Raw genomic sequence first — 22032 nt, 5'->3', positions numbered from 1 at the left:
GTCACGGCTTCTCGAAGCCCGCGGTGCGGAGGATCTGCTGGGCCCGCGGCGAGGACAGCCACTTCACGAAGGCCGTGGCCACCGTGGAGTGCTGCGACTCCTTGAGGGTGGCGGCGGGGTAGGAGGCGATGGCGTTCTGCTCGTCGGGGATCGTGATCGCGTCGGTCTTGTCGGCCGCCGTGGCCGCGTCGGTCTTGTAGACGATGCCCGCGTCCGCCTCGCCGAGTTCGACCTTGCTGAGCACCGCCCGGACGTTGGGCTCCTCGGAGACCGGTTTCACCGTGATCTTCCGGTCGGCCAGGACCTGCCTGCTGTAGCGGCCGACCGGCACCTCGGGCGCCGCGAGTACGGTCTTCACCTCGCTGTCGGCGAGGTTCTCGAGGCCCTCGATCTTCTTCGGGTTTCCCGCGCCCACGGCGATGACCAGGCGGTTCTTGGCGATGACGGTCGCCCTGCCGGTGTCGGCCTTCAGCCCGTCCATCGTCCGGGTGTCTGCGGTGACGAGTACGTCGGCGGGGGCGCCCTGCTTCACCTGCGCGGCCAGTTCCTGGGATCCGGCGAAGGAGAAGGCCAGCTTCGTACCCGGGTGCTCCTTCTCGTACGCCGCGCCCGCGGTCCTGAAGACATCGGTCAGGGAGGAGGCGGCCAGGACGGTGAGGTTCGCCGTGTCCGAACTCCCGCTCGTCTGCTCGGTCCCGCCGGTGCCGCAGGCGGCGAGGGAGCCGAGCAGGGCGGCGGCGATGAGTACGGCGGCGGCGCGGCGCCCGGTACGGAGAAGGGACATGCCGGGGGGCTCCTTGCAAGGAGCAATGCCGGAGGCCGTGGCCGGCGGGTGATCAGGCACGGTCGATGTGCACATTGGTCGACTTCACGCGTGCGGTGGCCTGCATACCGACCTCCAGGCCCAGCTCCTCGACGGCCTCCCGGGTCAGCAGGGAGACGAGGCGGTGCGGGCCCGCCTGTATCTCCACCTGGGCCGCGACGTCGCCCAGCTTGACGGCGGTGACGATGCCGGGGAACGCGTTGCGCGCCGAGGTGTACGGGTGCTCCTCCTCACCGCTGCCGCTCTGCGCGATCTCGACGGAGAAGGCGGCCAGATCACGGCCGTCGATGAGGCGACGACCGCCTTCGTCGCGGTGCGTCGCGACGCGGCCTGCGTCCGCCCAGCGGCGCGCGGTGTCGGCACTGACACCGAGCAGCCGGGCCGCCTGCCCGATGGTGTAGGACTGCATGTGCGCCAGATTAAGCCGTGTTGCCTCGCATCTGCAATGCATGAATGGGATCACACCCGGCAAGTGCCACTCAATAAGCTCTAGTCGATCATCTCCAGGTCCGGCGGGACGAGGGTGGTCGATTCGACCAGGCCCCTGAGGAGGTTGTGCAGGAGGTTGTTGTCCGTGGGCGCTCCGGACTCCTTGTCGTGTATCAGCGGGTAGGGGAAGTCGCCGTTGTGGAGGCGCTTGCGAACCTCCGTGATCTTGTGCTCGATACGGCGCTCGGTCCAGTTGTCGTCCGGGCGCAGACACTCCAGCAGGCGGGCGGCGCGCCGGTAGGACAGGGGGCGCGGGCCGCCCTCGTACAGGAGGTAGTGCTGGCCGATCACGGCCAGCAGCAGCCGTTCGTCCTCGGAGAGCGGCCAGATCCGCGGTTTCAGGGTGCTCGCCTGGCGGCGCGGTACGAGGCCGGGGGCGTCGTGGCCCGTCGCATACAGCTCGACCAGGTGTTCCCGGTAGCCCGACCCCCTCACGAACAGCGGGGTGTAGCCGGGCGTGAGCGGGATGGGCTCGGTGCTTTCGTGCGTCAGGCGGCCATGCGGCAGGCGGACGAGCTGCTGTCCGGTATTGCGCAGCCACCATTGGCTTGCGCGGTACGTGAGTTCGCCGTGCCGGCGGCTGACCCGCAGGTCGTCCTGGCCCACCGCGAGGTCCACGTCCGGCTGCTCGCCGCGACCGAAGCGGATCGTCAGGCCCGGTCGTGGCGGGACCCTGATGCCGCCGGTCAGTGAGCGCGCATGCAAGGTACCTGGACTGGCCTTGGCGACACCGCGAGCCAGACTCGCGAGCTGATCCATGGTGGCCTCCATCCGTCTCCTCGGTGTCGGGGAGTCGGTCGGCGGGTGGGGTGCGCGTACCCCTCCGCCGCGCACCCCGGCGCCAGTGTGCCCGCGGGGATACGGGACCGGTCCCCGGCGGGGTCACTCCGCGGGCAGCACGGCTACTATCACCCCCATCATCAATCGCCAGGAATCCTGATGATTGACCTCGACAAGGAACCATCCCCGAACGGAGCCGTATGTCTCTCTTGGCCAGGCCGGCAGTGGCCTCCTTCGCCGCGAAGACCATGCAGCGCATGCTCGGGCTCGCGAGCCGACGAGCCAGTGGGCGGGGCTCCGTGGCCTCGTGGCGTGAGCGGCTTCCCGAGTTTCCGCGCGACGTCCGCGAGTTGACGGTGCCGACGTCCATAGCTCCGGCCCCGGTCGTGGTGTACATGCCCAAATCCGAGGATGGGGCACTCCCGCCGGTCCACGTCAACTTCCACGGCGGCGGATACGTTCTGCCGGGAGCGGAGATGGACGACGCACTGTGCCGTTACCTCGCCGCGGAGGCGGGCGTGGTCGTGGTCAACGTGGACTACGTGGTCGCGCCGCAGCACCCGTTCCCCGCCCCACCCTCGCAGGCGTACGAGGTCGTCCGCTGGGTGGCCGCGCATGGCGGCGAGCACGGCTGGGACGGCAGCCGGCTCACCGTGGGCGGGCAGAGCGCCGGCGGCGGTCTCGCGGCGGCGGTGGCGCGTCAGGCCCTTGGGACCGGCGGGCCCGCGATCGCGCTCCAGGTCCTCCACTATCCGCCGCTCGACCTCGCGACGAGCGCCAAGGACAAGAAGGCCGCCATCCCCAAGCCGACGCTGCGACCGTGGATGGCCGCGATCTTCGACAGCTCGTACGTGCCGGACCCCGCCCGACGCACCGACCGTCTGGTCTCTCCGGCCAACCCGGCGGACACAGCCGACCTCACGGGTATCGCCCCGGCACTCGTCATCACCCCCGAGTACGACCTCCTCCGCGCCGAGGGCGAGCGGTACGCCGGGCGACTCGACAAGGCCGGAGCACTGGCCGAGCACCACCTCGTCCCCAAGGCCGACCACGGCTACGACCTCAATGACGCCGAGGCCGCCCGGCCGGTCTACGCGCTGATCGCGGACCATGTGCGGCGGGCCACCAACGCGTAGGCGGGCGTGGGCGGTGAACCGGATCGGGCCTGTTCTCCTCTCGTCCGGAAGGTAGGTCACCGGAGGGGGTGAGGGAGCACGTGAGAGACGTCAGCCGACCGGCGGCGTGCCGTGCGTGTGGAAGGACTCGATGGTCTTCAGGCCCCAGGCCTGGCCCTTCTTCCGCTCTTCCTCGGTCCAGGTGATCAGGGGCCAGTCCGGGGCGAGAACCAGTCGGGTGAGCGGGTTGCACAGTTCGACGCGGTTGCCGCCCGGCTCGTAGACGTACAGGAAGAACGTCTGCTGGATGGCGTGCTTGTGCGGGCCCGTCTCGATGAACACGCCCGTGTCCAGGGCGAGATCGGCGGCGCGCAGGATGTCCTCGCGGGTGTCGGTGGCGAACGCGATGTGGTGCAGCCGGCCGCGGGAGCCGGTCCAGTCCTCGGTGTAGACGACGTCGTACGACTTGTTGGTGAACGTCAGCCACTTCGCGGCGATCCTGCCGCTGTCGAGCCGGATCTGCTCGGTGGGGCGGGCGCCGAGGACATGCTGGTGGAAGTCGGCGTTGGCGGCGACATCGGCGGCGAGGTAGTTGACGTGGTCGAGGCGGCGGACGGCCACACCGTGGCCCGGCTTGGCCTGGGGCTGGTTCTTCAGACCCGGCTTGAGCGCCTCCGGGGCCTGGTACCACTCGGACTCCCAGTACAGGGCGACCTCGTGGCCGTCCGGGTCGGTGGTGACGTGGAGCGGACCGATGCCCGGCTCGTCCTCGGTCCAGCGGCCCTCGTGTCCCGCGGACGCCAGCTCCTCGACCCTGCGCTGCAGGGCCTCCTCGCTGGAGGCGCGCAGTGCGGTGCGGCGGATGCCGGAGGTCTCGTGCGCGGTGAGGACCAGGCTGTGGTGCTCGTAGTCGTCCCAGGTCCGCAGGTAGACGGAGTCGCCGCGTTCGCCGTTGACCGTCAGGCCGAGGTAGTCGGTGAAAAAGGCGAGGCTGCGGTCCAGGTCCGGTGTGAGCAGTTCGACGTGCCCGAGGTGGGCGATGTCTCCGAGGGGCGGTGTCATAGGGAGCTCCGCAGGGACGAGGGTACGGGGAAGGCGGTGCGGGAACGCTGGTGCAGCGAAAGGGAGTTGTTCAGGAACGGGGCGCGGCGGTTTCGGCGGGCCCGGGGTATACCGTCCCGTCGAAAATCTTGCGCGCGGTGCGGACAACGGCCGTGCGGCGAGCCACCGGAGCGCCGCCTCCCGCGTCGACGACCGCCTCGATGTCCAGGAACCCGGTGGGGTGCTCGATGCGCAACCGCTCCCCCGCTGCCGGGAGTTCGGCCACGTCCTGGCCGACGCCGCCCTCGATCCGCAGCCCGGCGGCGACACTCGCGGCGGCCAGAACGCCGATGGAGGTGTGGCAGCGGACCGGGATGAAGGTGCGGGTCATCACCGCGCCGCCGTGCGCGGGCGGGGCCAGCAGGCTGAGCTTGGGCACGGTGGTGCCGTCGACCTCGCCGAGGCCCATCAACGGGCCCGCCTCCAGGCGGATTTCACGGAGCCGATCGGCGAGGGCCGCGTCCTTCTCCAGGTACTTGGGGTCCTCGTAGCCGGTGATCTTCAGGGAGGAGGCGGCGATCAGTACGGTCGGCATCCCGTTGTCCACGCAGGTCACCGAAGTACCGGCGAGGGTGTCGCGGATCTTGCCCGTGGGCAGCAACGGGCTGCGGCCCGGCATGAACTCGATGGCCACGGGCGCCGCGGTCCCTGGCACTCCGGAGATCTCGGCGGAGCCGGTGTAGTCGACGCGTCCGTCCGGGGTGGGGAAGGTCGCGATGGCGAGTTCCCCGGTGTTGAGCATACGGATCCGTACGGAGGTCTCGCCGTCGGCCGGGGCGACGAGCCCGCGCTCGACGGCGAAGGGTCCGACGCCGGCGAGCAGGTTGCCGCAGTTCTGACGGTCCGACACCTCGCTCGTGCCGACGCCGACTTGGAGGAACAGGTAGTCGACGTCCACCTCGGGATCGGCCGAGGCCGACACCACGGCCACCTTGCTGGTCAGCGGGTGCGCCCCGCCGAGCCCGTCGATCTGGCGCGGATCGGGGCTGCCCATGACGCGCAGCAACAGGTCGTCGCGTACGCCGGGTTGGGTGGGCAGGTCGTCGGCCAGGAAGTAGGCGCCCTTGGAGGTACCGCCGCGCATCAGCATGCAGCGCACCTCCTCGGGCTCGGGCCCGCCGCTCACGATCCGGCTTCGTCGCGGGCGTAGTCGGCGTATGACCGGTACCGCACCCCCAGGCGTACGAGGGTCTCCCGCAACGCATAGCGGTCCAGGCCGAGTTGGCCCCCGGCGAAGGCGGCGCGGGAGGCCTCCTCCTTGGCGGTACGGGCGGCTGACGCCGCGACGGCCTCGGCGGCTTGCTCGCGGGGCACGCACATCACGCCGTCGTCGTCGGCGAGGATCACGTCGCCGGGCCGGATGATCTGCCCGCCGATGGCGACCGGCACGTTGACCGAGCCGCCGGTCGCCTTCACGGTGCCCTGGGCGGACACGGCGGCGGACCAGGCGGGGAAGCGCATCTCGCGCAGTTCCGCGGTGTCGCGGATGCCCGCGTTGATCACCAGGCCGCGTACTCCGCGCTTCTGGAGCGCGGTGGCGAACAGTTCGCCGAACATGCCGTCCGTGGAGGGCGAGGTGGTGGTGACGACGAGGAGGTCGCCCTCGCCGCACTGCTCGACCGCCGCGTGGATCATGAGGTTGTCGCCGGGCCAGCTCAGAACGGTGACCGCGGTGCCGGCGATGCGCACGTCCTGCTGGATGGGGCGCAGGTGGGGGCCGAGGAGGCCGGTGCGGCCGACGGCTTCGTGGACGGTGGCCACGCCGTACGCGGAGAGGGCGTCCACGTCCTTCTCGGAGGCCTTGGGAGGGTTGGTGACGATCACGCCGCTCATGCCAGCTCCCCGGTGATCTGCGGGTAGGGGCGCATGTAGGCCTCGGCGTAAGTGGTGTGCGGCAGGCCGAGGTTGGGGCCTGCGTTGCGCTTGAGCTGGACGCCGCGGCGGATGGCGAGGTCGGTGTAGTAGTCCCAGAGGTGCTGCTGCGCGGCCAGGCACTCCATGGCCCGGCGCTTGGTCTCCCACACCTCGGTGATGTCCAGGAGAACCTCCGGCTTGAAGCCGCACATCTCGGGCTGGTGCGGCTCGAAGAAGAACACCGGCGGGGCTCCGATGATCTCGCCATCGGCCGGGTAGCCGATGGCCTGGGCGAGCACGCGGGCGTCCAGGGCCATCCGGGCGGCGGCCGGATGGTCGCCGTTGTACGGGTCCTCCAGCGGGTGGGTGAGCACGACGTCGGGCTGGGTCTTCCGATAGGTGCCCACGAGTTGGTCGGTCAGCTCCGGGGTGGCGAGGAGGGGATAGTCGCCGGCGTCGAAGAAGACGACCTCCGCACCGAGGGTGGCCGCGGCCTTCTCGGCCTCCTCGCGGCGTATCCCCTTGATCTCCTCCAGCGTCTTGCCCTGGCGCCACGCCTTGGCGGACTCGCCCCGCTCGCCGTAGGTCAGGCACGCGATGGTCACCCGCTCACCGCGGGAGGCGGCCAGGGCGATGGCTCCGCCGGCCCGCCATACGAAGTCCCCGGCGTGCGCGGTGATGACGAGGGTCGAGCGTGGGGGTGCGGGCGCCGTTTCGTCGTGCGTCATGGCTGCAATCTCCTTGCTGGAAAGGTCAGTCGACCCACTCCCGCGGCCTCATTCGCGCAGCGTCTATTCGCGCAACGCGTCGATCACGCTCGTGAGGTGGTCGCGGGCGGCCGCGTCGGCCGCCTGGGGGTCGCGGGCCCTGATCGCCTCGATCATGGCCAGGTGTTCGTTCACGGACAGCTGGGGGCGCCCGGGGCGCAGTGCGAGCTGGAAGCGGTGGCGCACCAGTTGCGCGTTGAGCCGGTCCAGCAGTTCCACGGCCACCTGCTGGCCGGAGAACTGCTGGATCTTGGCGTGCAGTTCCTGGTTGAGCCCGGAGTAGGTCATCGGTTCGCCGTCGGCGACGGCCTTGCTCATCGCCGTGCCGAGGTCGGCCAGTTCGGTCAGCTGGTCGTCGGTGGCCTCGACGGCCGCCTTGGCCGCGCACAGTCCTTCGAGGACCATGCGGCACTCGGTGATGGCGACCGCTTCGTCGACCGTCACCAGCCGGACCCGTGAGCCGCGGTTGGGGATCCGCTCGACCAGTCCCTCGGCCGCAAGATCGATCAGTGCCGCGCGCACGCTGGCCCGTGTCACACCGAACTGCTCGGCGAGTTCGTTCTCCACCAGCCGCTGGGCCGGTGCCATCTCGCCGCGCAGGATCGCCTGCCGCAGCTGCGTCAGCGCGTGCTGCTTCGCTTGCTCTCCGCCGCTCGGCCTGCCTTCGTCCGCCATCGTGCTCTCCCTGAGTGAGTGCCTGTCGACCGTAAATGCAGGTGAACAAAATTGTCAACAATTTCGTTCACATACTGCGCCACGCAGGAAGCCTCAGGGCCGTCGCAGACAGCGGGCTCGGGAGGCGGCTACTCAGGCCGTCCGGCCGAGCGGAAGCCTGATCGTGAAGGTCGTCGAGCCCGGACAGCTGGTCAGTTCGAGGGTTCCGCCGTGGGCCCGGGCCAGTGAGTGCGCGACCGCGAGGCCCAGGCCGCTGCCGCCCCGGTCGCGGCTGCGGGCCTTGTCGACGCGGTAGAAGCGGTCGAAGACGCGGTGCTGGTCGGCGGCCGGGATGCCGGGGCCTGCGTCGGCGACCCGCACCACCGCCATGCCGGACTCGACGGACACCTCGGCCGACACCTTCGTACCGGCCGGGGTGTGCACCGCGGCGTTGGAGAGCAGGTTGTCCAGCACCTGCCTGATGCGCAGGGGGTCGAGCCACAGCCTCACCGGGCCAGGACCGGGCGTGACGGTCAGCGGGTGGTCCGTCCGGCCCACGCGGAAGGCGTCCGCCGCCTGGTGCACCAGTTCCACCAGGTCCACCTCCTCCAGCCGCAGCGGCGCCTCCACATCGGCGGCGTCCAGCCGGGCGAGCAGCAGCAGGTCGTCCAGCAGTACGCCCATCCGCGCGGCCTCGGCACGCAGCCGGGCCAGGTGCTTGTCCCGCTCCTCGGGACTGTGGGCCGCCGCGTACTGGAACAGGTCGGCGTAGCCGCGTACCGACATCAGGGGCGTACGCAGCTCGTGCGAGGCGTCCGCGACAAAGCGGCGCAGCCGCTGTTCGACCTCTGTGCGGACGGCGAGCGAGTCGTCGATGTGTTCCAGCATGGTGTTGAACGCGGTGCGCAGCTCCTCGACCTCGGGGCCGCCGCTGCGCCCGTCGTGGCGCACCGGCAGCCGTGCCGAGTCGGTCAGGTCGTGCGACGTGATGCCGCGGGCGGTGTGCGCCATGTCGCTCAGCGGCTTCAGACCGCGCCGCAGCATCCCCCGGCCGGACACCACGAGGGCGAGAATCGCGAGCACAAAGGTGACGACCTGGATCGTGATCAGCTGCCCCACCGTGTCGTCGATGCCTTCCATGGGCGCGGCGCTGACCAGGATGACGCCGGGCTCGACCTCGCAGGCGCGCAGCCGGTACTCACCCTTGCCCTGGAGGTGTTCGGTGCGCAGGAGCTCCGTGTCCGCGGCGGTCTGCGCCCGGGCCAGGGCGGTGAAGTCGTCGACGTCCTTCGGCAGGTCGGAGGCTTCCTCGGGCTTGCGGAGCACGGGCGTACCGCCCGACACGTCGTACACGGCGTAGAACCAGCTGTAGTACTTCTTTCCCGAGAGCGTGCCGTATTCCTCGATGTTCCTGGACTGGGCGATCTGTGCCTGCGCCAGCTGTGTGTCGAGCTGATCCGACAGGTAGTCCCGCATGTACGTCGTCAGCGCCGTACCGACGACCGCGAACACCATCAGGGACAGCACGCCCAGGCCCAGCGCGAGCCGGGTGCCCAGGCGCAGTCTGCGATACGTCCGCCTCAGCCGGCCGATCACCCGGTGACCTGCCGCACCACGTACCCGACGCCCCGCACGGTGTGGATCAGCGGTGCCCGGCCGTCAGCGCACTCGTCAGGCCCTTCGAGCTTGCGGCGCAGCCTGCTGACGACCAGCTCCACGACGTTGGAGCGGCCTCCGAAGCCGTACTCCCAGACGTGGTCGAGTATCTGCGCCTTGGTCAGCACGGTCGGCGACTTGCGCATCAGATAGCGGAGCACCTCGTACTCGGTCGGGGTGAGCGTGAGCAGTTTCTCGCCGCGCCGCACCTCACGGGTGTCCTCGTCCATCGTCAGGTCGGCGACCTGGAGCACGGACCGCTGGAAGGCGGGACCCGCGCTGCGGCGCAGTACGGTGCGCAGCCGGGCCATGAGCTCCTCCACCGCGAACGGTTTGACCAGGTAGTCGTCGCCGCCCCGGGTGAGGCCCGCAATGCGGTCGGCGACTCCGTCGCGGGCGGTGAGGAACACGACGGGCACCATCGTCCCGGACAGCCGGAGCCGGTCGAGCACACCGAATCCGTCCAGGTCGGGAAGCATCAGGTCGAGCACCACGATGTCGGGGTGGAACTCGGCGGCCTGGCGCAGCGCCTCCTCACCGGAATACGCGGTGACCGCGTCCCACCCCTCGTAGCGGGCGACGGTGGCGACGAGGTCGGCGATGGGCGGATCGTCGTCCACCACGAGCAGGCGTACTTTTTCCACCCGCTCATAGTGCTTCACGTGACTCCTGGCGCCCATAGCCGTCCCCCCTCCAGACTCACATCGATAAAAACTTGAAAGTTGACCGACAGCTGAACGACAGCTCCCACCAGGCAGGCTCGGTATCCCCGGATCATTGATCGAGGAGTTGCCGTCCCGTGACGACTGTCCAACGCGTCAGACCCCCCACACCGGCGATACGCCCCAAGATGGTGGCCCGCACCGGCCTGCACACCCTGCTGGCCGCGAACGTCGCGGTGGTGACCGCCTTCTTCTTCCAGTCCGGGCTCAACTCGAACGCCCTCCTCCTGCTGGGGCGGTTGACCGGCCTGTACGCCGCACTCCTCATGGCCTTCCAACTGCTGCTCGTCGCCCGGCTGCCGTTGCTCGACCACCGGATCGGCATGGACCGGCTGACCTCCTGGCACCGCTGGGTCGGTTTCGGTCTGCTGTGGTCGCTGCTGGGGCACGGCGTGTTCATCACCCTCGGCTACGCCGAGTCCTCGTCGATGGACCCCGTCAGCCAGCTCGTGGACCTCGCCGAGACCGTCGAGGGTGTGCTGCGCGCGATCGTCGCCCTGGTGCTGATCATGGTCGTCGGCGCGGTCTCGGCGCGCTGGGCCCGGCGCCGGATGGCGTACGAGACCTGGCACTTCATCCACCTCTACACGTACGTCGCGGTGGTGCTGGCGTTCACGCACCAGGTCGCGGTGGGCACGACCTTCACGACGAACTCGGCGGCCACGACGTACTGGTACGCACTGTGGGGCGTGGCGCTCGGCTCGGTGTTCGTGGGCCGGCTCGTGCTGCCGCTGTGGCGCAATCTGCGGCACCAGCTGCGCGTCTCGGCCGTCGTCCCCGAGTCCGACAACGTGGTGTCGGTCTACATCACCGGCCGCGATCTGGACCGGCTGCCCGCGCGGGCCGGCCAGTTCTTCCTGTGGCGGTTCATGACCAAGGGCCGCTGGTGGCAGGCCAACCCCTTCTCGCTGTCCGCCGCCCCGGACGGCCGGAGCCTCAGGCTGACCGCGAAGACGGCCGGCGACGGCACGGCGGCGCTGCGGCACCTGAAGGTCGGCACGCGGGTGTTCGCCGAGGGCCCGTACGGCGCCTTCACCACGATGCACCGGACCCGCCCTGACGCCCTGCTCATCGCGGGCGGCGTCGGGGTCACCCCGATCCGGGCGCTGCTGGAGGATCTGCACGGCCACGCCACCGTCATCTACCGCGTGGCCACGGACCGGGACGCGGTGCTCTACGACGAACTGCGCGAACTGGCCCACGCCAAGGGCGCCCACCTGTTCCTGGTCAGCGGCCCGGCCACCCCGGACAAGCTGGCACCGGCCGAACTGACGCGGCTCGTCCCGGACATCGCCGACCGGGACGTCTACGTCTGCGGCCCGCCCGGCATGACCGGCGCCGTCCTGCGCACCCTGCGCGACCTGGACGTGCCCAAGCAGCAGATCCACTTCGAACGCTTCAGCCTGGCCGGATGAGGGGACGACACCATGAAGCGAGCAGTTCCTGTCCTGGTCGTGAGCGTCGCTGCCCTGATCCCGGTCTGGCGTTACGCACCGTCGGCCGAGACCTCGTCGTCGAGCACCGAGGTCGCGGCACCGGCTTCGACGCCGTCCGCGGCTGCCTCGTCGGGCTCGGGCTCTTCGGACTCGGGATCGTCCGACACGGGATCCTCTGGTTCGGGCACGTCGAACCAGGTCATCGCGGGGTCGACCCTCAACACCGAGAAGGGCCCCGTGCAGGTCGAGGTGACCTTCGAGGGTGACACGATCAGCTCCGTACGGATGCTGCAGCAGCCGAACCACCCGCAGACCGAAGCCGCCGTGCCGAAGCTGATCGAGGAGACGCTCGAGGCGCAGAGCGCCGACATCGACACGGTGTCCGGCGCCACGATCACCAGCGAGGGCTACGTCGAGTCCCTCCAGGCCGCGATCGACGCGAAGAGCTGAGGGGCTGAGGGTGCGCCGGGTCGAGCACATCATGGGGTTCCCGATCTCCGTACGGATGGACGAGGGAGAAGGGGATGCCGCCGAGGCCGCGGACCGGGCCTTCGACTGGCTGCGCGAGGTGGACGAACGGTTCAGCCCCTTCAAGCCCGGCAGCGAGGTGTCGCGGCTCGACCGTGGTGAGCTCGAACTCCACGACATCAGTCCGGAGTTGGCGGAGATCCTCGACCTGTGCGAGAGGTACCGGGTCGCGACCGGGGGCGCCTTCGACGTACGGCTGCCCGGTCGCGGCCTCGATCCCTGCGCCATGGTGAAGGGCTGGGCGGTGCAGCGGGCGGCGGACCTGGTGGCGGCGACCGGGCCGTCCCGGTTCTGCCTGAACGCCGGCGGCGACGTGGTCGCGGCCGGCGGTCCATGGCGGGTGGGCGTACGGCACCCCGAACAGGCCGACAAGCTCTGCACGGTCCTGGATGTGACGGACAGCGCCGTGGCGACCTCCGCACGCTACGAACGGGGCGACCACATCATCGACGGCCGCACCGGCCGCCCGGCCACGGGCCTCCTCAGCGTGACGGTCGTGTCCTCGTCCCTCACGGAGGCGGACGCCACGGCGACGGCGGCCTTCGCCATGGGCCCGGAAGGCATCGACTGGGCCGCCGCACGAGACGACTGCGAGGTGTTCGCGGTGGACGCGGAGCGGAGGGTGTTCCGGACCAAGGGGTTTCCGACGGCGGCGTGACGGGGTCTGAGTACGACCCCGGGTCCCGAGGACGCGGCCTCAGGTGGACGCCTCCTCGTCGGGGGTCAGATCGGGTTCGGAGTCCGCGTCGAAGCTGGCGAAGTACGCGGCAGCCATGTCCTCGTCGGCGTGGCCCTGGGCGGCGGCGCGCTTCATGCGTGCGGCGCTCGCGGCGGCGACGTCGAGGCGTACGCCATTCTGCTCACCCGCCTCGACGATCAGGCGGGCATCCTTGGCGGCGGTGGCCACCGCGAACTGGGCCGGGGAGAGCCTGCCGTCCAGGATGAGTCCGGCCTTGGCCCGCAGATAGCCCATGTCGAGCGGGCCGCCGGCGATGGCGTCGAAGAAGCTCTGCGGGTCCACGCCCAGCGCCTTGGACAGCGCGAGGACCTCGCCGGTCGCCGCGGTTGCCGCGAGGACCCAACTGTTCGCCACGAGCTTCAGCCGGGTCGCGCTGCCGGCCGCGCCGTCCTCGCCGGTCCACACCGTGCGGGCGCCGACCGCGTCGAAGACGGGAGCCACCACGTCCCGGCCCTCGACCGGGCCCGCGGCCAGGACCAGCAGTTGGCCCGCCTCGGCGGGCTGACGGGTGCCCAGCATGGGCGCGTCGTAGAAGACCAGCTCGTGTGCGCGGGCGAAGCCGGCCAGCTCGCCGATGCCCTCGATCCCGGCAGTGGTGGACTGCACCCAGGCCGTGCCGGGGCGCAGCGCGGGCTCCGCCTCGCGCATGACCTCCAGGGCGGCCGGCCCGTCATAGAGCATGGTCAGGACGACATCGGCACCGGTCACCGCCTCGGCGGGCGTACCGGAAATGTGCGCCCCGTCGGCCGCGAGGGGCTCGGCCTTGGCGCGAGTGCGATTCCAGGCGCGGACCGTGTGCCCGGCTTTGGCGAGGTTACGGGCCATCGCGGCGCCCATGATGCCGGTGCCCAGGACGCTCACGGTGAGCTTGTCGGTCATGACGTCAACTTCCCTGTGCCTGTGGTGCGTTGGTCTTCTTCGGCCTTGGTCGGCTGCTTGGTCGTGGTCTGCTCATGGGAGCGGCTGAGGATCTCGTGTGCCGCGACTCAGCCGAGCTTCTTGAGCAGTTCGGCCGCGAGCGGGCCGGAGGAGGCGGGGTTCTGGCCGGTGACGACGTTGCGGTCGGCCTCGATGTGCGGCGCCCACGGTTCGCGGGCCTCGACCTTCAGGCCGGCCGCGGTGAGCCGGTCCTGGAGCAGCCACTTGGCCTTCTCCGCGTTTCCGGCCTGCCGCTCCTCGCTGTTGGTGAAGGCAGTGATGCGGTAACCGGCGTAGGCGTTGGTGCCGTCCTCCTTCGTCGCGGCCAGCAGCGCGGCCGGGCCGTGGCACACCACGCCCACCGGCAGACCGGACTCCACCGCCCGGGCGAGGAGACGGCCGGAGTCGGCGTCCACCGCCAGGTCCTCCATCGGGCCGTGACCGCCGGGAACGTACACCGCGTCGAAGCGGTCGAGGCGTACATCGGCCAGCGCGACCGGGCTGCGGAACTCGGCGGCGCCCTCCACCACACCCCGGACCGCCGCCGCGTTCTCCGCGCCCCCGTTGACCTCGGGGCTCAGGCTGGCGGGGTCGACGGGCGGCACGACACCACCGGGCGTGGCCACGGTGGCCTCGTGGCCCGCGGCCTTGAACGCCTCGTAGGGGACGGTGGCCTCCTCGGCCCAGAAACCGGTGGGGTGCGTGCTGCCGTCGGCCAGCGTCCACTGGTCGGCGCCGGTCATCACGAAAAGGATCTTCGCCATGTGTACTCCCTGAGTGTTGCTGCTGGGTGATCCTGGCCATCGGTCGCCACTCGCACTGGGTGCTGCCACCGCGTGCGCCCTGACGACATCCACGACGCTAGTCCCCACCCGGCGTCCGCGTGTCCTCGCCCCGGGCTCCGGCGCCTCAACCTCGTGCAAGGAGGCGCCAACGGCGGGCACGTGTCAGGTGTCGCGATGCACCACGTGCCCGCCCGTCACGGTGAGCCCCATTCAGTGCTCGTGCGGCTCTTCACGGTGGACCGGGCCATGCGGGTCCTCGCAGTGCGCCCCGTCGCCGGCCGACTCACCGGGCAGGGCCAGCTGCAACACCTTCTCCGGGGTGTGATCCACCTGGAGAGTGGAGTGGGTGATGCCGTAGTCGTGCCGGAGGAGTTCCTCCAGGTCTCGGCGGACGGCGTGGCAGTCGCCGCCGGGTTCGACGAGGACGTGTGCGGACAGGGCGGACTGGCCCGAGGTGATCTGCCAGACGTGCAGGTCATGGATCTCGACCACGGCCGGCTGGGCGACGAGCTTGTCACCGAGCGTGTCGGGGTCGACATCAGCCGGGGCGGCCTCCAGGAATATCCGGCCCGACTCGCGCAGCAGCCCGTACCCGGCCTTCACCATCAGCGCGACGACCACGAGTGTGGCGATGCCGTCGGCGCGGGCGAACCCGGTGAGCAGAACGATCAGACCGGCCACCGCGGTGCCGATGAAGGCGAACAGGTCGTTGAGGATGTGCTGGTAGGCGCCCTCGACGTTGAGCGAGGAGCGGTTGGCCTTGGAGATGCACCAGGCGGCCGCGACGTTCACGACGATCCCGGCGAGGGCTGTGACGAGCACCAGCCCGCCCTCCACCTCGGGCGGATCGATCAGGCGGTGCACGGCCTCGTACGCCAGCCATGCGCCGAGCAGGAGCAGGGTCAGGCCGTTGGCCTGGGCGGAGAGGATCTCGGCTCGCTTGAGGCCGTAGGTGAAGCCGCCGCGGGCGGGGCGTGCCGACAGCCGCATGGCGATCAGTGCGAGGACGATCGACACGGCGTCGGTCAGCATGTGGGCCGCGTCGGAGATGAGGGCGAGGGACTGGGCGATGATCCCGATGACGACCTCGATCGCCATGAACGCCGTGATCAGTGTGAGCGCGATCCCCAACCAGCGGCGGTCGGCGTCCGCGGAGACGCCGTGGGAGTGCCCTGCGTGCCCACCCGCGCCGTGCTCCTGCTTCGGGCCGTGCTCATGACCGTGGTCACTCATGCTGTACGCCTTCCCCCTCGCGACGGATGCCTCGCATGCAGTGAAACGCATGGGTCAGCGAATCACCAAAGGCTGCATCGGTGACCGTTGTCATGTCCGTTAGAAAGCCTCTGACCTGCGGAAACTTATCGACCAATGATCGTTCCCAAGTGGCGGCGTCGCGAGCCCCACCCTGTCGTCAACGGGCGGGAGAGTCGGTGGGTACGCTTCCGGGGCGTACGGGTTCCGCAGTCCCGTAGGCCGCCATCCGCTCCCCGTCCGAACAAGCGACGGACTCCCGAAAGCCCCGACCTGATGCAACCGCCCCACCCGGCACAAGCCGGCTCGCCGGCGTCCGGTGCGCTGCGCGCACTGCGGGCCGGGGTGCTGGCGGTGCTGTGTGTACTGCTGCCGCTGGCCGGACATGTCCTGTCGCAGGGGCATGCGCCTCGGTGGGTCATCGTGGTCGGGATGGGAGCGGTGGCCGGGCCGGGCGCGGCGGTTCTGACGCGGCATCGGCTGACGGACACCCAACTGCTGGGCGTGCTCGCCCTCGCACAACTCGCCTACCACGTCGCCTACTCGTTGCCGGGTGCCTGCGTGGCGGTGACGGGACAAGACGGCACCTTCGGCGGCTCGTCCTGGCTGGTCGAGCACGACGCGGTGTCCGGGCCGCCGCCCGGTGTTCTGCTCGCCGGGCACCTGGTCACCCTGCTGCTCGCCGCCCGTCTGATGGGCGTCACGGAGCGGTTGCTCTGGCAGAGCAGGCCGCTGCTGGCGGCCGTACGACGTCTGCTGGTGTTCGTCTGGCCACTGCTGAACGGCCGTCACGGGACCGGTCCGCAGATCGCGCTCCCCGACAGCAACTCGCCACTGATGTCGGCGCTGCTCGTGCGGTTGAACGAGGGCAGGGCTCCGCCGTCCGCCGGGCACGCTCCATTCGCCCTTCTCCGGCCGACGCCGACCGGCGCCCCCTGCATGCCCTGACGGGTTCGACGCGAGGGCCGCCCGGCGGGCCGGTCCCTCCCACCCCGGTGGCCACGTCGCCGGGGGCCACAGAGAGTCCCGCGTCATGAACGTCACCGACCGGCGTGCCGTCCGCACGGCGGCACGCACCCTGGTCGCACCCGCCGCCCTGGCGGTCCTGGCCACCACCGTTCCGCAGGCCGCAGCCCACACCGAACTCGACACCACCAGTCCGGCCGTGCGCGCCGCACTCGCCGGACTGCCCCCGCGCGTCACGCTGTCCTTCAGCGACGCGATGACCCAGAAGTACTCCAAGGTCGCTGTCACCGGCCCGGACGGCGCCTCGGCCGCCGCGGGCGATCCGCAGGTCGAGGGCAAGACAGTCAGCCTTCCCCTCGACACCGGCTCTCCAGCCGGCCGCTACACCGTGGGTTATCGGGTCGTCTCCGCCGACGGCCATCCCGTCTCGGGCTCTTACACCTTCACCATCAAGGAGACGGGCAGTCCCAGCCCGTCTCCGCGTGCCGCGCGATCGGCCGATGCGACGCCTCGGCAGCCCGAGTCCGGCCAAGCCGGTGGGGGGTCTTGGGACGCGGGCGGCACCATGCTGATCGGTGCCGGTGTGCTGGCCGTCGCCGTGGCGGCCGCGGGCGGGTTTGTGGCGCGGCGGAGGCGAGCCGGTCGTGGCCACTGACACCACCAAGACCCGGCGGCTGCCGCCTCTGTCCCTCGTGCTGGTCGCATCGGTCGGCCTCGCCGTCGCCGTGACGGTGGCCGCCGTGCGGGCCGGTGGCGGCGCGACGGCGCAGATTCCCGGGATCCCGGACGCGGGTGCCGTGACGGCCTGGGGGCTGCCGGTGGCCCGTACCGTCACGGACGCAGCCGCGGTGGCCACCATCGGCTCGCTGCTCCTGGTCGTCGTCCTGTTGCCGGGCGGCAGGAGACTCGGCCCCACGCAGCTGCGTTACCTCAACTGGGCCGCGGCGACAGCGGCGTTGTGGGCCGCCGCCTCGGCCGCCACCCTGTTGTTCACGCTCTCCGACCTGTTCGCCCGGCCGGTCGGCGACATCATGTCCCCCGCCGTGCTGGCCGACTTCGTATCCACCGACCCCCAAGGGCGGTCGTACGCCCTGATGGTGGCCGCCGGAGGCATCATCGGGACGCTCTGTGTGGGCATCGGTACGGCGTGCTGGGCCCGCTTGGCGCTCCTGGTCGCCCTCGCCGGACTCCTGCCACCCGCCTTCACAGGCCACTCCTCGGCGTCCGGCAACCATGACGCGGCGGTCACCAGCCTCGCGCTGCACCTGATCGGTGTGGCCCTGTGGGTCGGCGGGCTGCTCTTCATGCTGGTCGTCGCTGCCCGGCGGGAGCCGGACACGGCGGCCGCAGCCCGCCGCTTCAGTCCCCTCGCCGGCTGGGCGCTGCTCGCGGTCGCGGCCAGCGGAATCGTCAATGCCGTGGTCCGGCTCCCGTCCCTGGGCGACGTGTTCACCAGCCGGTACGGGCTGATGGTCATCGGCAAGGCGGTCGCGCTCGCCCTGCTCGGTGCCGTCGGCTGGTGGCACCGCCGCCGCACGCTGCCCACTCTCGCGGACGGCAGCCGACGGGCGTTCGTCCGGCTCGCGGCCGGCGAACTGCTGCTCATGGCCGCCGCGATGGGACTCGCGGTGGGCCTGTCACGTACCCCGGCGCCCGGTGCCGAGGACGCGTCCCTCTCCTCCGCCGAGGAGTTGCTGGGCTTCCCCATGCCGCCGCCGCTCGGCGACTTCCCGTGGACGCCGCTGTTCACCCAGTGGCACTTCGACCCGGTGTTCGCGTTCGGCACCGCGGCCGCCGCCCTGCTGTACCTGGCGGGCGTACTGAAGTTGCGCGCCCGGGGCGACAAGTGGCCGGTCGGGCGCACCATTTCATGGTTGCTGGGCCTGGTGGTGACCGTGCCGGCGACCATGAGCGGGCTGGCGGTCTACGGCAAGGTGCTGTTCAGCGTGCACATGGGCCAGCACATGATCCTCGCGATGACGGTGCCGATCCTGCTCGTGCTGGGCGCCCCCGCCACGCTCGCCCTGCGCGCCCTGCCCCGCGCCCCCAAGGGAGAATCAGACGGGCCGCGGGAGATGCTTCTCAAGCTCCTGCACAGCCGCTACGTGAAAGTGATCTCGCATCCGGTGATGGCGAGCGTGCTGTTCATCGGCAGCGCCTTCGTCGTCTACTACAGCTCGCTCTTCGAGATCCTGATGCGCAGTCATCTGGGCCACATGTTCATGCTGGTGCATTTCCTGGCCGTTGGACTGCTGTTCTTCTGGGTCGTCATCGGCATCGACCCCGGACCGCACCGACCGCCCCACCTGGGCCGTCTGTTCGTGCTGATCCTGACGATGCCGTTCCACTCCTGGTTCAGCATCTCGCTGATGAGCTCGACCGCGCTGATCGGCGAGGGCTGGTGGTCCGCGCTCGACCGGCCCTGGGTCGAGTATCCGATGGACGACCAGTACGACGCCGGGGCCATCGCCTGGGCCACCGGCGACATCCCCGTCCTGATCACCACGATCATCCTGGCCATCCAGTGGGTCCGCTCCGACCAGCGCGAGGCCCGCCGCGTCGACCGGAAGATCGACCGCGGCGACGAGAACGACCCGCTGGCCGCCTACAACGCCTACCTGGCGAGCCTGCACGCCCGCGACCGGCTGCCCGACCGCACCACCGACTCCGCCCCCACCGAGGAATCATGAAGAAGCTCAAGAAGCACCTCATCGTCGCCGCGGCGCTCGTCGCCGCGTTCGCCGCCGCCCTCGGCGCCTTCCTGCTGTTCTCTCCCGACGACGGCGACACCGGCGGCGTGAACGTGCAGCCCGCCGCCGAGGCCCTGCCGGTCCGCGACACCAGCCACCGCCTCACCGAGCCGAGGAAGAGCGAACTCACCATCGTGGAGTTCCTGGACTTCGAGTGCGAGGCGTGCGGGGCGATGTACCCGGTCGTGGAGAAGCTGCGCGAGGAGTACGGCGACCGGGTCACGTTCGTCGCCCGCTACTTCCCCATGCCCGGCCACCGCAACGGCGAGCTCGCCGCGCGCACCGCCGAAGCCGCCGCCCGCCAGGGCAAGTTCGAGGAGATGTACACCAAGCTCTTCACCACCCAGAAGGAGTGGGGCGAGTCACAGGAGTGGAAGGAGTCCGTCTTCCGCGGCTACGCGAAGCAACTCGGCCTGGACATGGACCGGTTCGACGCCGACCTCGCCGATCCGGAGACGGCCGGACGTGTCCAGGACGACCAGCGCGACGGCCTCGGGCTGGGCGTGCAGGGCACCCCGACGCTCTTCCTCGGCGGAGAGGCCATCGCCACCCCCGGCTCCTACGAGGTGTTCAAGTCCCTCATCGACGACCGGCTGTCCGACTGACGAGGGCCATGCGCCGGCGCGTTCTTCCCCCTGTGAACAGTCCCGCCGTCCCCCTACGTATACGACAAGGTGAACGCAGTGACCTCCAGCAAGGCCCCCGCGTACGACGAACGCCTCACCGCTCCCAGATCCTGGTGGGTCATCGCCGTCCTCTTCGGCCTCTCCATGGCGCTGATCTTCATGCCCTACGGCCCGATTGCCGCGCTCATCGCCCTGGTGGCGGGCACCTGCCTGGCCGGGCTCTTCGTCAGTTCCCAGGGCTCGATGCGGATCAGAGTCACGAACGGCCTCCTGGTGGCCGGCGACGCACGGATCCCGCTGAACGCGCTGGGCGAACCGCAGGTCCTGGAAGGTGAGGATGCGCGGGCCTGGCGGACGTACAAGGCGGACATGCGCGCGTTCATGGTGATGCGCAGCTACATCACCACCGCCGTGCGCGTCGAGATCGTCGACCCCGACGATCCCACTCCGTACCTCTACCTCTCCACCCGGACGCCGGACCGGCTCGCGAAGGCGATCGGTGAGCGAGCCTGACCGTGCGGCGGCGTACGTACGGCTGTTTACGGGACGGCCGCCGACCGGTAGGGACGATGGGCGACCGTGCCGCGTGATCACGTGACCGGGCACGAGGGACGTGCCGGAACAGGCCGGGCCGGCCGCGCGGGAACATGCGCGCGGGCCGGCCTGTTCGCCGTGCTCGGCACCGTGCTCGCGACCTTCGGTCACCACGCGATCGCCGAAGGCACGGTGCCCTGGCGGCTGGTGGGCTCGGCGATCGTGGCCCAGTTCGTGGCGGTCTGGCCGCTGGCGCGCCGCCGCTACGCGCCGGCCGCGACCGTGGTGGCCACGCTGGCGGTGCAGGGTGTGCTCCATCTGGCACTGTCCTTCGCGGACGGCGACACGCAGGCGGCAGTGCCGGGGCACCCCCTGCACGCCGGGCATCTCGCTGCCGCCGCGGGCGACGGTCACGCCTGGCATCACGCCGGGGCGGCGATGACGACCGTCCACGCGGCCGCCGCGCTGGTCGTGGCCTGGCTGCTGCACCGGGCGGACACGCGGATGACGACCGCGCTCGGCACATTCCGCATGCTCGCCAGATCAGCCGCGGCCGCTGTGGCCCAGGTGCTGCCGCGACCGGTGTGCGACACCGGCCGGGTGTTGTTCACGCTGCCCGACCGGCGGCCGGGCGCCTCCTTCCAGGGAGCGCCCCAGGCATGGGACGACGTGCTGGAGCACGCGGTGGTGCGCAGGGGACCACCGCGGCGGGAGCACTTCCGCTCCGTCACCGGTCCCGGCATCCGCTGGACCGGTCTCTCCCGTATCAGCAAGGAGTTCCCCTGTGTCCATGTCCACCCAACTGGTGGCCCATGCCGGTCGCCGCGTCGCTCTCGCCGGTGCCGCCGCGCTGACTGCCACGCTCACCCTGGCCACACCGGCCGCCGCGCACGCGGAGGTCGAGGCCGACAAGCCCCAGGCCCTGGCCGAGAACGCCACCCTGGACTTCGTCTCCGAGGCCGAGTCCGACACCGCCGGCTTCACCGAACTGCGCGTCGTACTGCCCGAGGGCATCGCTCCCGGTGACGTCACGCTCGACGAAGCGCCCAAGGGCTGGAAACTGAAGGCCACCAGCGACGGGTACACCGTCGGCGGCCCCGCCCTGAAGACCGGCGTCGACGCCGAGCACAAGATCAAGATCCGGCAGCTGCCGGACGCGAAGGAGCTCGCGTTCAAGACCGTCGAGACCTACAGCGACGGCGAAGTCTCCCGCTGGATCGAACTGCCCAGCGGCGGCGAGGAGCCCGAACAGCCCGCCCCCGTCCTGAAGTTGAAGGCCGCGGCCCCGGGCGCCAAACCGGCCAACCCCAGCCCGAGCCCCAACCCTGGTGACAGTGCGACGCCCAGCCCGAGCCCGTCGGCAACGGAGTCGGATGTCGCGGCCGCGGGGTCCGATGCCGACACCAATGCCTCGGAGGAGGACGGGGGCAGTTCGGCGGGCCTGGTCATCGGCGGGGGCGTCGTGGCGCTGCTCGTGGTGGGCGGCGGCGCGTGGTGGCTGACGAAGCGTCGCACCGCGGCGTCGCAGAACTGACCGT

23 protein-coding genes and 1 pseudogene are annotated in these 22032 nt (G+C 70.7%); 10 read left to right on the top strand and 14 right to left on the bottom strand.

Features of this window, described 5'->3' with window-relative positions:
- Position 1: 1 nt before the first annotated feature.
- The 3 genes from modA to ACFYO0_RS30450 form a co-directional block, all read right to left on the bottom strand.
- On the bottom strand, positions 2-784 hold the full coding sequence (gene modA, locus ACFYO0_RS30460) for a molybdate ABC transporter substrate-binding protein (RefSeq protein WP_388682442.1): 783 nt from the start codon (positions 782-784) through the stop codon (positions 2-4).
- 52 nt (positions 785-836) lie between these two features.
- Positions 837-1232, bottom strand: a complete 396-nt coding sequence (locus ACFYO0_RS30455) for a helix-turn-helix transcriptional regulator (protein WP_344386716.1) — start codon at positions 1230-1232, stop codon at positions 837-839.
- Positions 1233-1312: 80 nt separating this feature from the next.
- Complete coding sequence (locus ACFYO0_RS30450; protein WP_388682440.1) at positions 1313-2071, bottom strand: FHA domain-containing protein; 759 nt, start codon at positions 2069-2071, stop codon at positions 1313-1315.
- 221 nt (positions 2072-2292) lie between these two features.
- On the opposite strand from ACFYO0_RS30450, the gene ACFYO0_RS30445 reads away from it, so the two are divergent.
- Complete coding sequence (locus ACFYO0_RS30445; protein WP_388682438.1) at positions 2293-3228, top strand: alpha/beta hydrolase fold domain-containing protein; 936 nt, start codon at positions 2293-2295, stop codon at positions 3226-3228.
- A 90-nt stretch (positions 3229-3318) separates the two neighbouring features.
- Here the strand turns inward: ACFYO0_RS30445 and ACFYO0_RS30440 are convergent, their stop codons facing one another.
- The 7 genes from ACFYO0_RS30440 to ACFYO0_RS30410 all read right to left on the bottom strand — a co-directional run bounded on the left by ACFYO0_RS30440 (position 3319) and on the right by ACFYO0_RS30410 (position 9883).
- Complete coding sequence (locus ACFYO0_RS30440; protein WP_388682436.1) at positions 3319-4269, bottom strand: catechol 2,3-dioxygenase; 951 nt, start codon at positions 4267-4269, stop codon at positions 3319-3321.
- Positions 4270-4339: 70 nt separating this feature from the next.
- On the bottom strand, positions 4340-5398 hold the full coding sequence (locus tag ACFYO0_RS30435; RefSeq protein WP_388682702.1) for a 4-oxalomesaconate tautomerase: 1059 nt from the start codon (positions 5396-5398) through the stop codon (positions 4340-4342).
- Positions 5399-5430: 32 nt separating this feature from the next.
- On the bottom strand, positions 5431-6141 hold the full coding sequence (locus tag ACFYO0_RS30430; protein ID WP_388682434.1) for a 4-carboxy-4-hydroxy-2-oxoadipate aldolase/oxaloacetate decarboxylase: 711 nt from the start codon (positions 6139-6141) through the stop codon (positions 5431-5433).
- Positions 6138-6890 (bottom strand): PIG-L deacetylase family protein, encoded by a 753-nt coding sequence (locus ACFYO0_RS30425; RefSeq protein ID WP_388682432.1) that lies wholly within the window; start codon positions 6888-6890, stop codon positions 6138-6140. The genes ACFYO0_RS30430 and ACFYO0_RS30425 overlap by 4 nt, the downstream gene beginning before the upstream one ends.
- 63 nt (positions 6891-6953) lie before the next feature.
- Positions 6954-7604, bottom strand: a complete 651-nt coding sequence (locus ACFYO0_RS30420) for a GntR family transcriptional regulator (protein ID WP_388682431.1) — start codon at positions 7602-7604, stop codon at positions 6954-6956.
- 132 nt (positions 7605-7736) lie between these two features.
- Positions 7737-9179, bottom strand: coding sequence for a sensor histidine kinase (locus ACFYO0_RS30415; protein WP_388682429.1), 1443 nt, complete (start codon positions 9177-9179; stop codon positions 7737-7739).
- Positions 9176-9883 (bottom strand): response regulator transcription factor, encoded by a 708-nt coding sequence (locus tag ACFYO0_RS30410; protein ID WP_388682427.1) that lies wholly within the window; start codon positions 9881-9883, stop codon positions 9176-9178. Before ACFYO0_RS30410 ends, ACFYO0_RS30415 begins: the two co-directional genes overlap by 4 nt.
- A 155-nt stretch (positions 9884-10038) precedes the next feature.
- On the opposite strand from ACFYO0_RS30410, the gene ACFYO0_RS30405 reads away from it, so the two are divergent.
- Genes ACFYO0_RS30405 through ACFYO0_RS30395 form a run of 3 tightly spaced genes read left to right on the top strand, consistent with a single transcriptional unit; the run spans position 10039 to position 12583 of the window.
- Complete coding sequence (locus ACFYO0_RS30405; protein ID WP_388682425.1) at positions 10039-11376, top strand: ferric reductase-like transmembrane domain-containing protein; 1338 nt, start codon at positions 10039-10041, stop codon at positions 11374-11376.
- A 12-nt stretch (positions 11377-11388) separates the two neighbouring features.
- Positions 11389-11847 (top strand): FMN-binding protein, encoded by a 459-nt coding sequence (locus ACFYO0_RS30400; RefSeq protein WP_388682423.1) that lies wholly within the window; start codon positions 11389-11391, stop codon positions 11845-11847.
- Between the two features lie 10 nt (positions 11848-11857).
- Positions 11858-12583 carry an FAD:protein FMN transferase gene (locus ACFYO0_RS30395; protein ID WP_388682421.1) on the top strand — a complete coding sequence of 242 codons (726 nt, stop codon included), beginning with the start codon at positions 11858-11860 and terminating at the stop codon, positions 12581-12583.
- Between the two features lie 39 nt (positions 12584-12622).
- On the opposite strand, the pseudogene ACFYO0_RS30390 reads toward ACFYO0_RS30395, so the two are convergent.
- From ACFYO0_RS30390 to ACFYO0_RS30380, 3 genes and pseudogenes are all read right to left on the bottom strand, one after another.
- Positions 12623-13564: pseudogene (locus tag ACFYO0_RS30390) on the bottom strand (NAD(P)-dependent oxidoreductase); the annotation flags it as partial.
- A gap of 86 nt (positions 13565-13650) precedes the next feature.
- Positions 13651-14346: a type 1 glutamine amidotransferase domain-containing protein gene (locus tag ACFYO0_RS30385; protein ID WP_388682419.1), complete on the bottom strand. Its 696-nt coding sequence runs from the start codon at positions 14344-14346 to the stop codon at positions 13651-13653.
- A gap of 231 nt (positions 14347-14577) precedes the next feature.
- On the bottom strand, positions 14578-15600 hold the full coding sequence (locus tag ACFYO0_RS30380; protein WP_388682417.1) for a cation diffusion facilitator family transporter: 1023 nt from the start codon (positions 15598-15600) through the stop codon (positions 14578-14580).
- A 294-nt stretch (positions 15601-15894) separates the two neighbouring features.
- On the opposite strand from ACFYO0_RS30380, the gene ACFYO0_RS30375 reads away from it, so the two are divergent.
- From ACFYO0_RS30375 to ACFYO0_RS30355, 5 genes are all read left to right on the top strand, one after another.
- A complete protein-coding gene (locus ACFYO0_RS30375) occupies positions 15895-16566 on the top strand; it encodes a hypothetical protein (RefSeq protein ID WP_388682415.1) in 672 nt (223 codons plus the stop codon).
- Between the two features lie 85 nt (positions 16567-16651).
- A complete protein-coding gene (locus tag ACFYO0_RS30370; protein WP_388682413.1) occupies positions 16652-17239 on the top strand; it encodes a copper resistance protein CopC in 588 nt (195 codons plus the stop codon).
- Positions 17229-19274, top strand: coding sequence for a cytochrome c oxidase assembly protein (locus ACFYO0_RS30365; RefSeq protein WP_388682412.1), 2046 nt, complete (start codon positions 17229-17231; stop codon positions 19272-19274). The genes ACFYO0_RS30370 and ACFYO0_RS30365 overlap by 11 nt, the downstream gene beginning before the upstream one ends.
- Complete coding sequence (locus tag ACFYO0_RS30360) at positions 19271-19939, top strand: DsbA family protein (RefSeq protein ID WP_388682410.1); 669 nt, start codon at positions 19271-19273, stop codon at positions 19937-19939. Before ACFYO0_RS30365 ends, ACFYO0_RS30360 begins: the two co-directional genes overlap by 4 nt.
- Before the next feature lie 78 nt (positions 19940-20017).
- Positions 20018-20473, top strand: a complete 456-nt coding sequence (locus ACFYO0_RS30355; RefSeq protein WP_388682409.1) for a DUF3093 domain-containing protein — start codon at positions 20018-20020, stop codon at positions 20471-20473.
- Positions 20474-20916: 443 nt separating this feature from the next.
- Here ACFYO0_RS30355 and ACFYO0_RS30350 read toward each other — a convergent pair whose 3' ends face one another.
- Positions 20917-21225: a hypothetical protein gene (locus ACFYO0_RS30350; RefSeq protein WP_388682408.1), complete on the bottom strand. Its 309-nt coding sequence runs from the start codon at positions 21223-21225 to the stop codon at positions 20917-20919.
- 59 nt (positions 21226-21284) lie between these two features.
- Between ACFYO0_RS30350 and ACFYO0_RS30345 the strand changes: the two genes are divergently transcribed.
- A complete protein-coding gene (locus ACFYO0_RS30345) occupies positions 21285-22028 on the top strand; it encodes a DUF1775 domain-containing protein (protein WP_388682406.1) in 744 nt (247 codons plus the stop codon).
- Positions 22029-22032: the final 4 nt, after the last annotated feature.

Origin of the sequence: Streptomyces sp. NPDC006365 (assembly GCF_042870755.1) — a bacterium.
Classification (GTDB): Bacteria; Actinomycetota; Actinomycetes; order Streptomycetales; family Streptomycetaceae; genus Streptomyces; species Streptomyces xiangluensis.
This window is presented reverse-complemented; position numbering and strand designations above follow the sequence as displayed.

Excerpts from the sequence above, each read along its gene's own strand:
- ACFYO0_RS30380 (WP_388682417.1), bottom strand. The coding sequence starts at position 15,600 with ATGAGTGACCACGGTCATGAGCACGGCCCGAAGCAGGAGCACGGCGCG.
- ACFYO0_RS30385 (WP_388682419.1), bottom strand. The coding sequence starts at position 14,346 with ATGGCGAAGATCCTTTTCGTGATGACCGGCGCCGACCAGTGGACGCTG.
- ACFYO0_RS30455 (WP_344386716.1), bottom strand. The coding sequence starts at position 1,232 with ATGCAGTCCTACACCATCGGGCAGGCGGCCCGGCTGCTCGGTGTCAGT.
- ACFYO0_RS30370 (WP_388682413.1), top strand. The coding sequence starts at position 16,652 with ATGAACGTCACCGACCGGCGTGCCGTCCGCACGGCGGCACGCACCCTG.
- ACFYO0_RS30435 (WP_388682702.1), bottom strand. The coding sequence starts at position 5,398 with ATGCTGATGCGCGGCGGTACCTCCAAGGGCGCCTACTTCCTGGCCGAC.
- ACFYO0_RS30450 (WP_388682440.1), bottom strand. The coding sequence starts at position 2,071 with ATGGATCAGCTCGCGAGTCTGGCTCGCGGTGTCGCCAAGGCCAGTCCA.
- ACFYO0_RS30360 (WP_388682410.1), top strand. The coding sequence starts at position 19,271 with ATGAAGAAGCTCAAGAAGCACCTCATCGTCGCCGCGGCGCTCGTCGCC.
- ACFYO0_RS30345 (WP_388682406.1), top strand. The coding sequence starts at position 21,285 with ATGTCCACCCAACTGGTGGCCCATGCCGGTCGCCGCGTCGCTCTCGCC.
- ACFYO0_RS30445 (WP_388682438.1), top strand. The coding sequence starts at position 2,293 with ATGTCTCTCTTGGCCAGGCCGGCAGTGGCCTCCTTCGCCGCGAAGACC.
- ACFYO0_RS30425 (WP_388682432.1), bottom strand. The coding sequence starts at position 6,890 with ATGACGCACGACGAAACGGCGCCCGCACCCCCACGCTCGACCCTCGTC.
- ACFYO0_RS30400 (WP_388682423.1), top strand. The coding sequence starts at position 11,389 with ATGAAGCGAGCAGTTCCTGTCCTGGTCGTGAGCGTCGCTGCCCTGATC.
- ACFYO0_RS30430 (WP_388682434.1), bottom strand. The coding sequence starts at position 6,141 with ATGAGCGGCGTGATCGTCACCAACCCTCCCAAGGCCTCCGAGAAGGAC.
- ACFYO0_RS30375 (WP_388682415.1), top strand. The coding sequence starts at position 15,895 with ATGCAACCGCCCCACCCGGCACAAGCCGGCTCGCCGGCGTCCGGTGCG.
- ACFYO0_RS30420 (WP_388682431.1), bottom strand. The coding sequence starts at position 7,604 with ATGGCGGACGAAGGCAGGCCGAGCGGCGGAGAGCAAGCGAAGCAGCAC.
- modA (WP_388682442.1), bottom strand. The coding sequence starts at position 784 with ATGTCCCTTCTCCGTACCGGGCGCCGCGCCGCCGCCGTACTCATCGCC.
- ACFYO0_RS30440 (WP_388682436.1), bottom strand. The coding sequence starts at position 4,269 with ATGACACCGCCCCTCGGAGACATCGCCCACCTCGGGCACGTCGAACTG.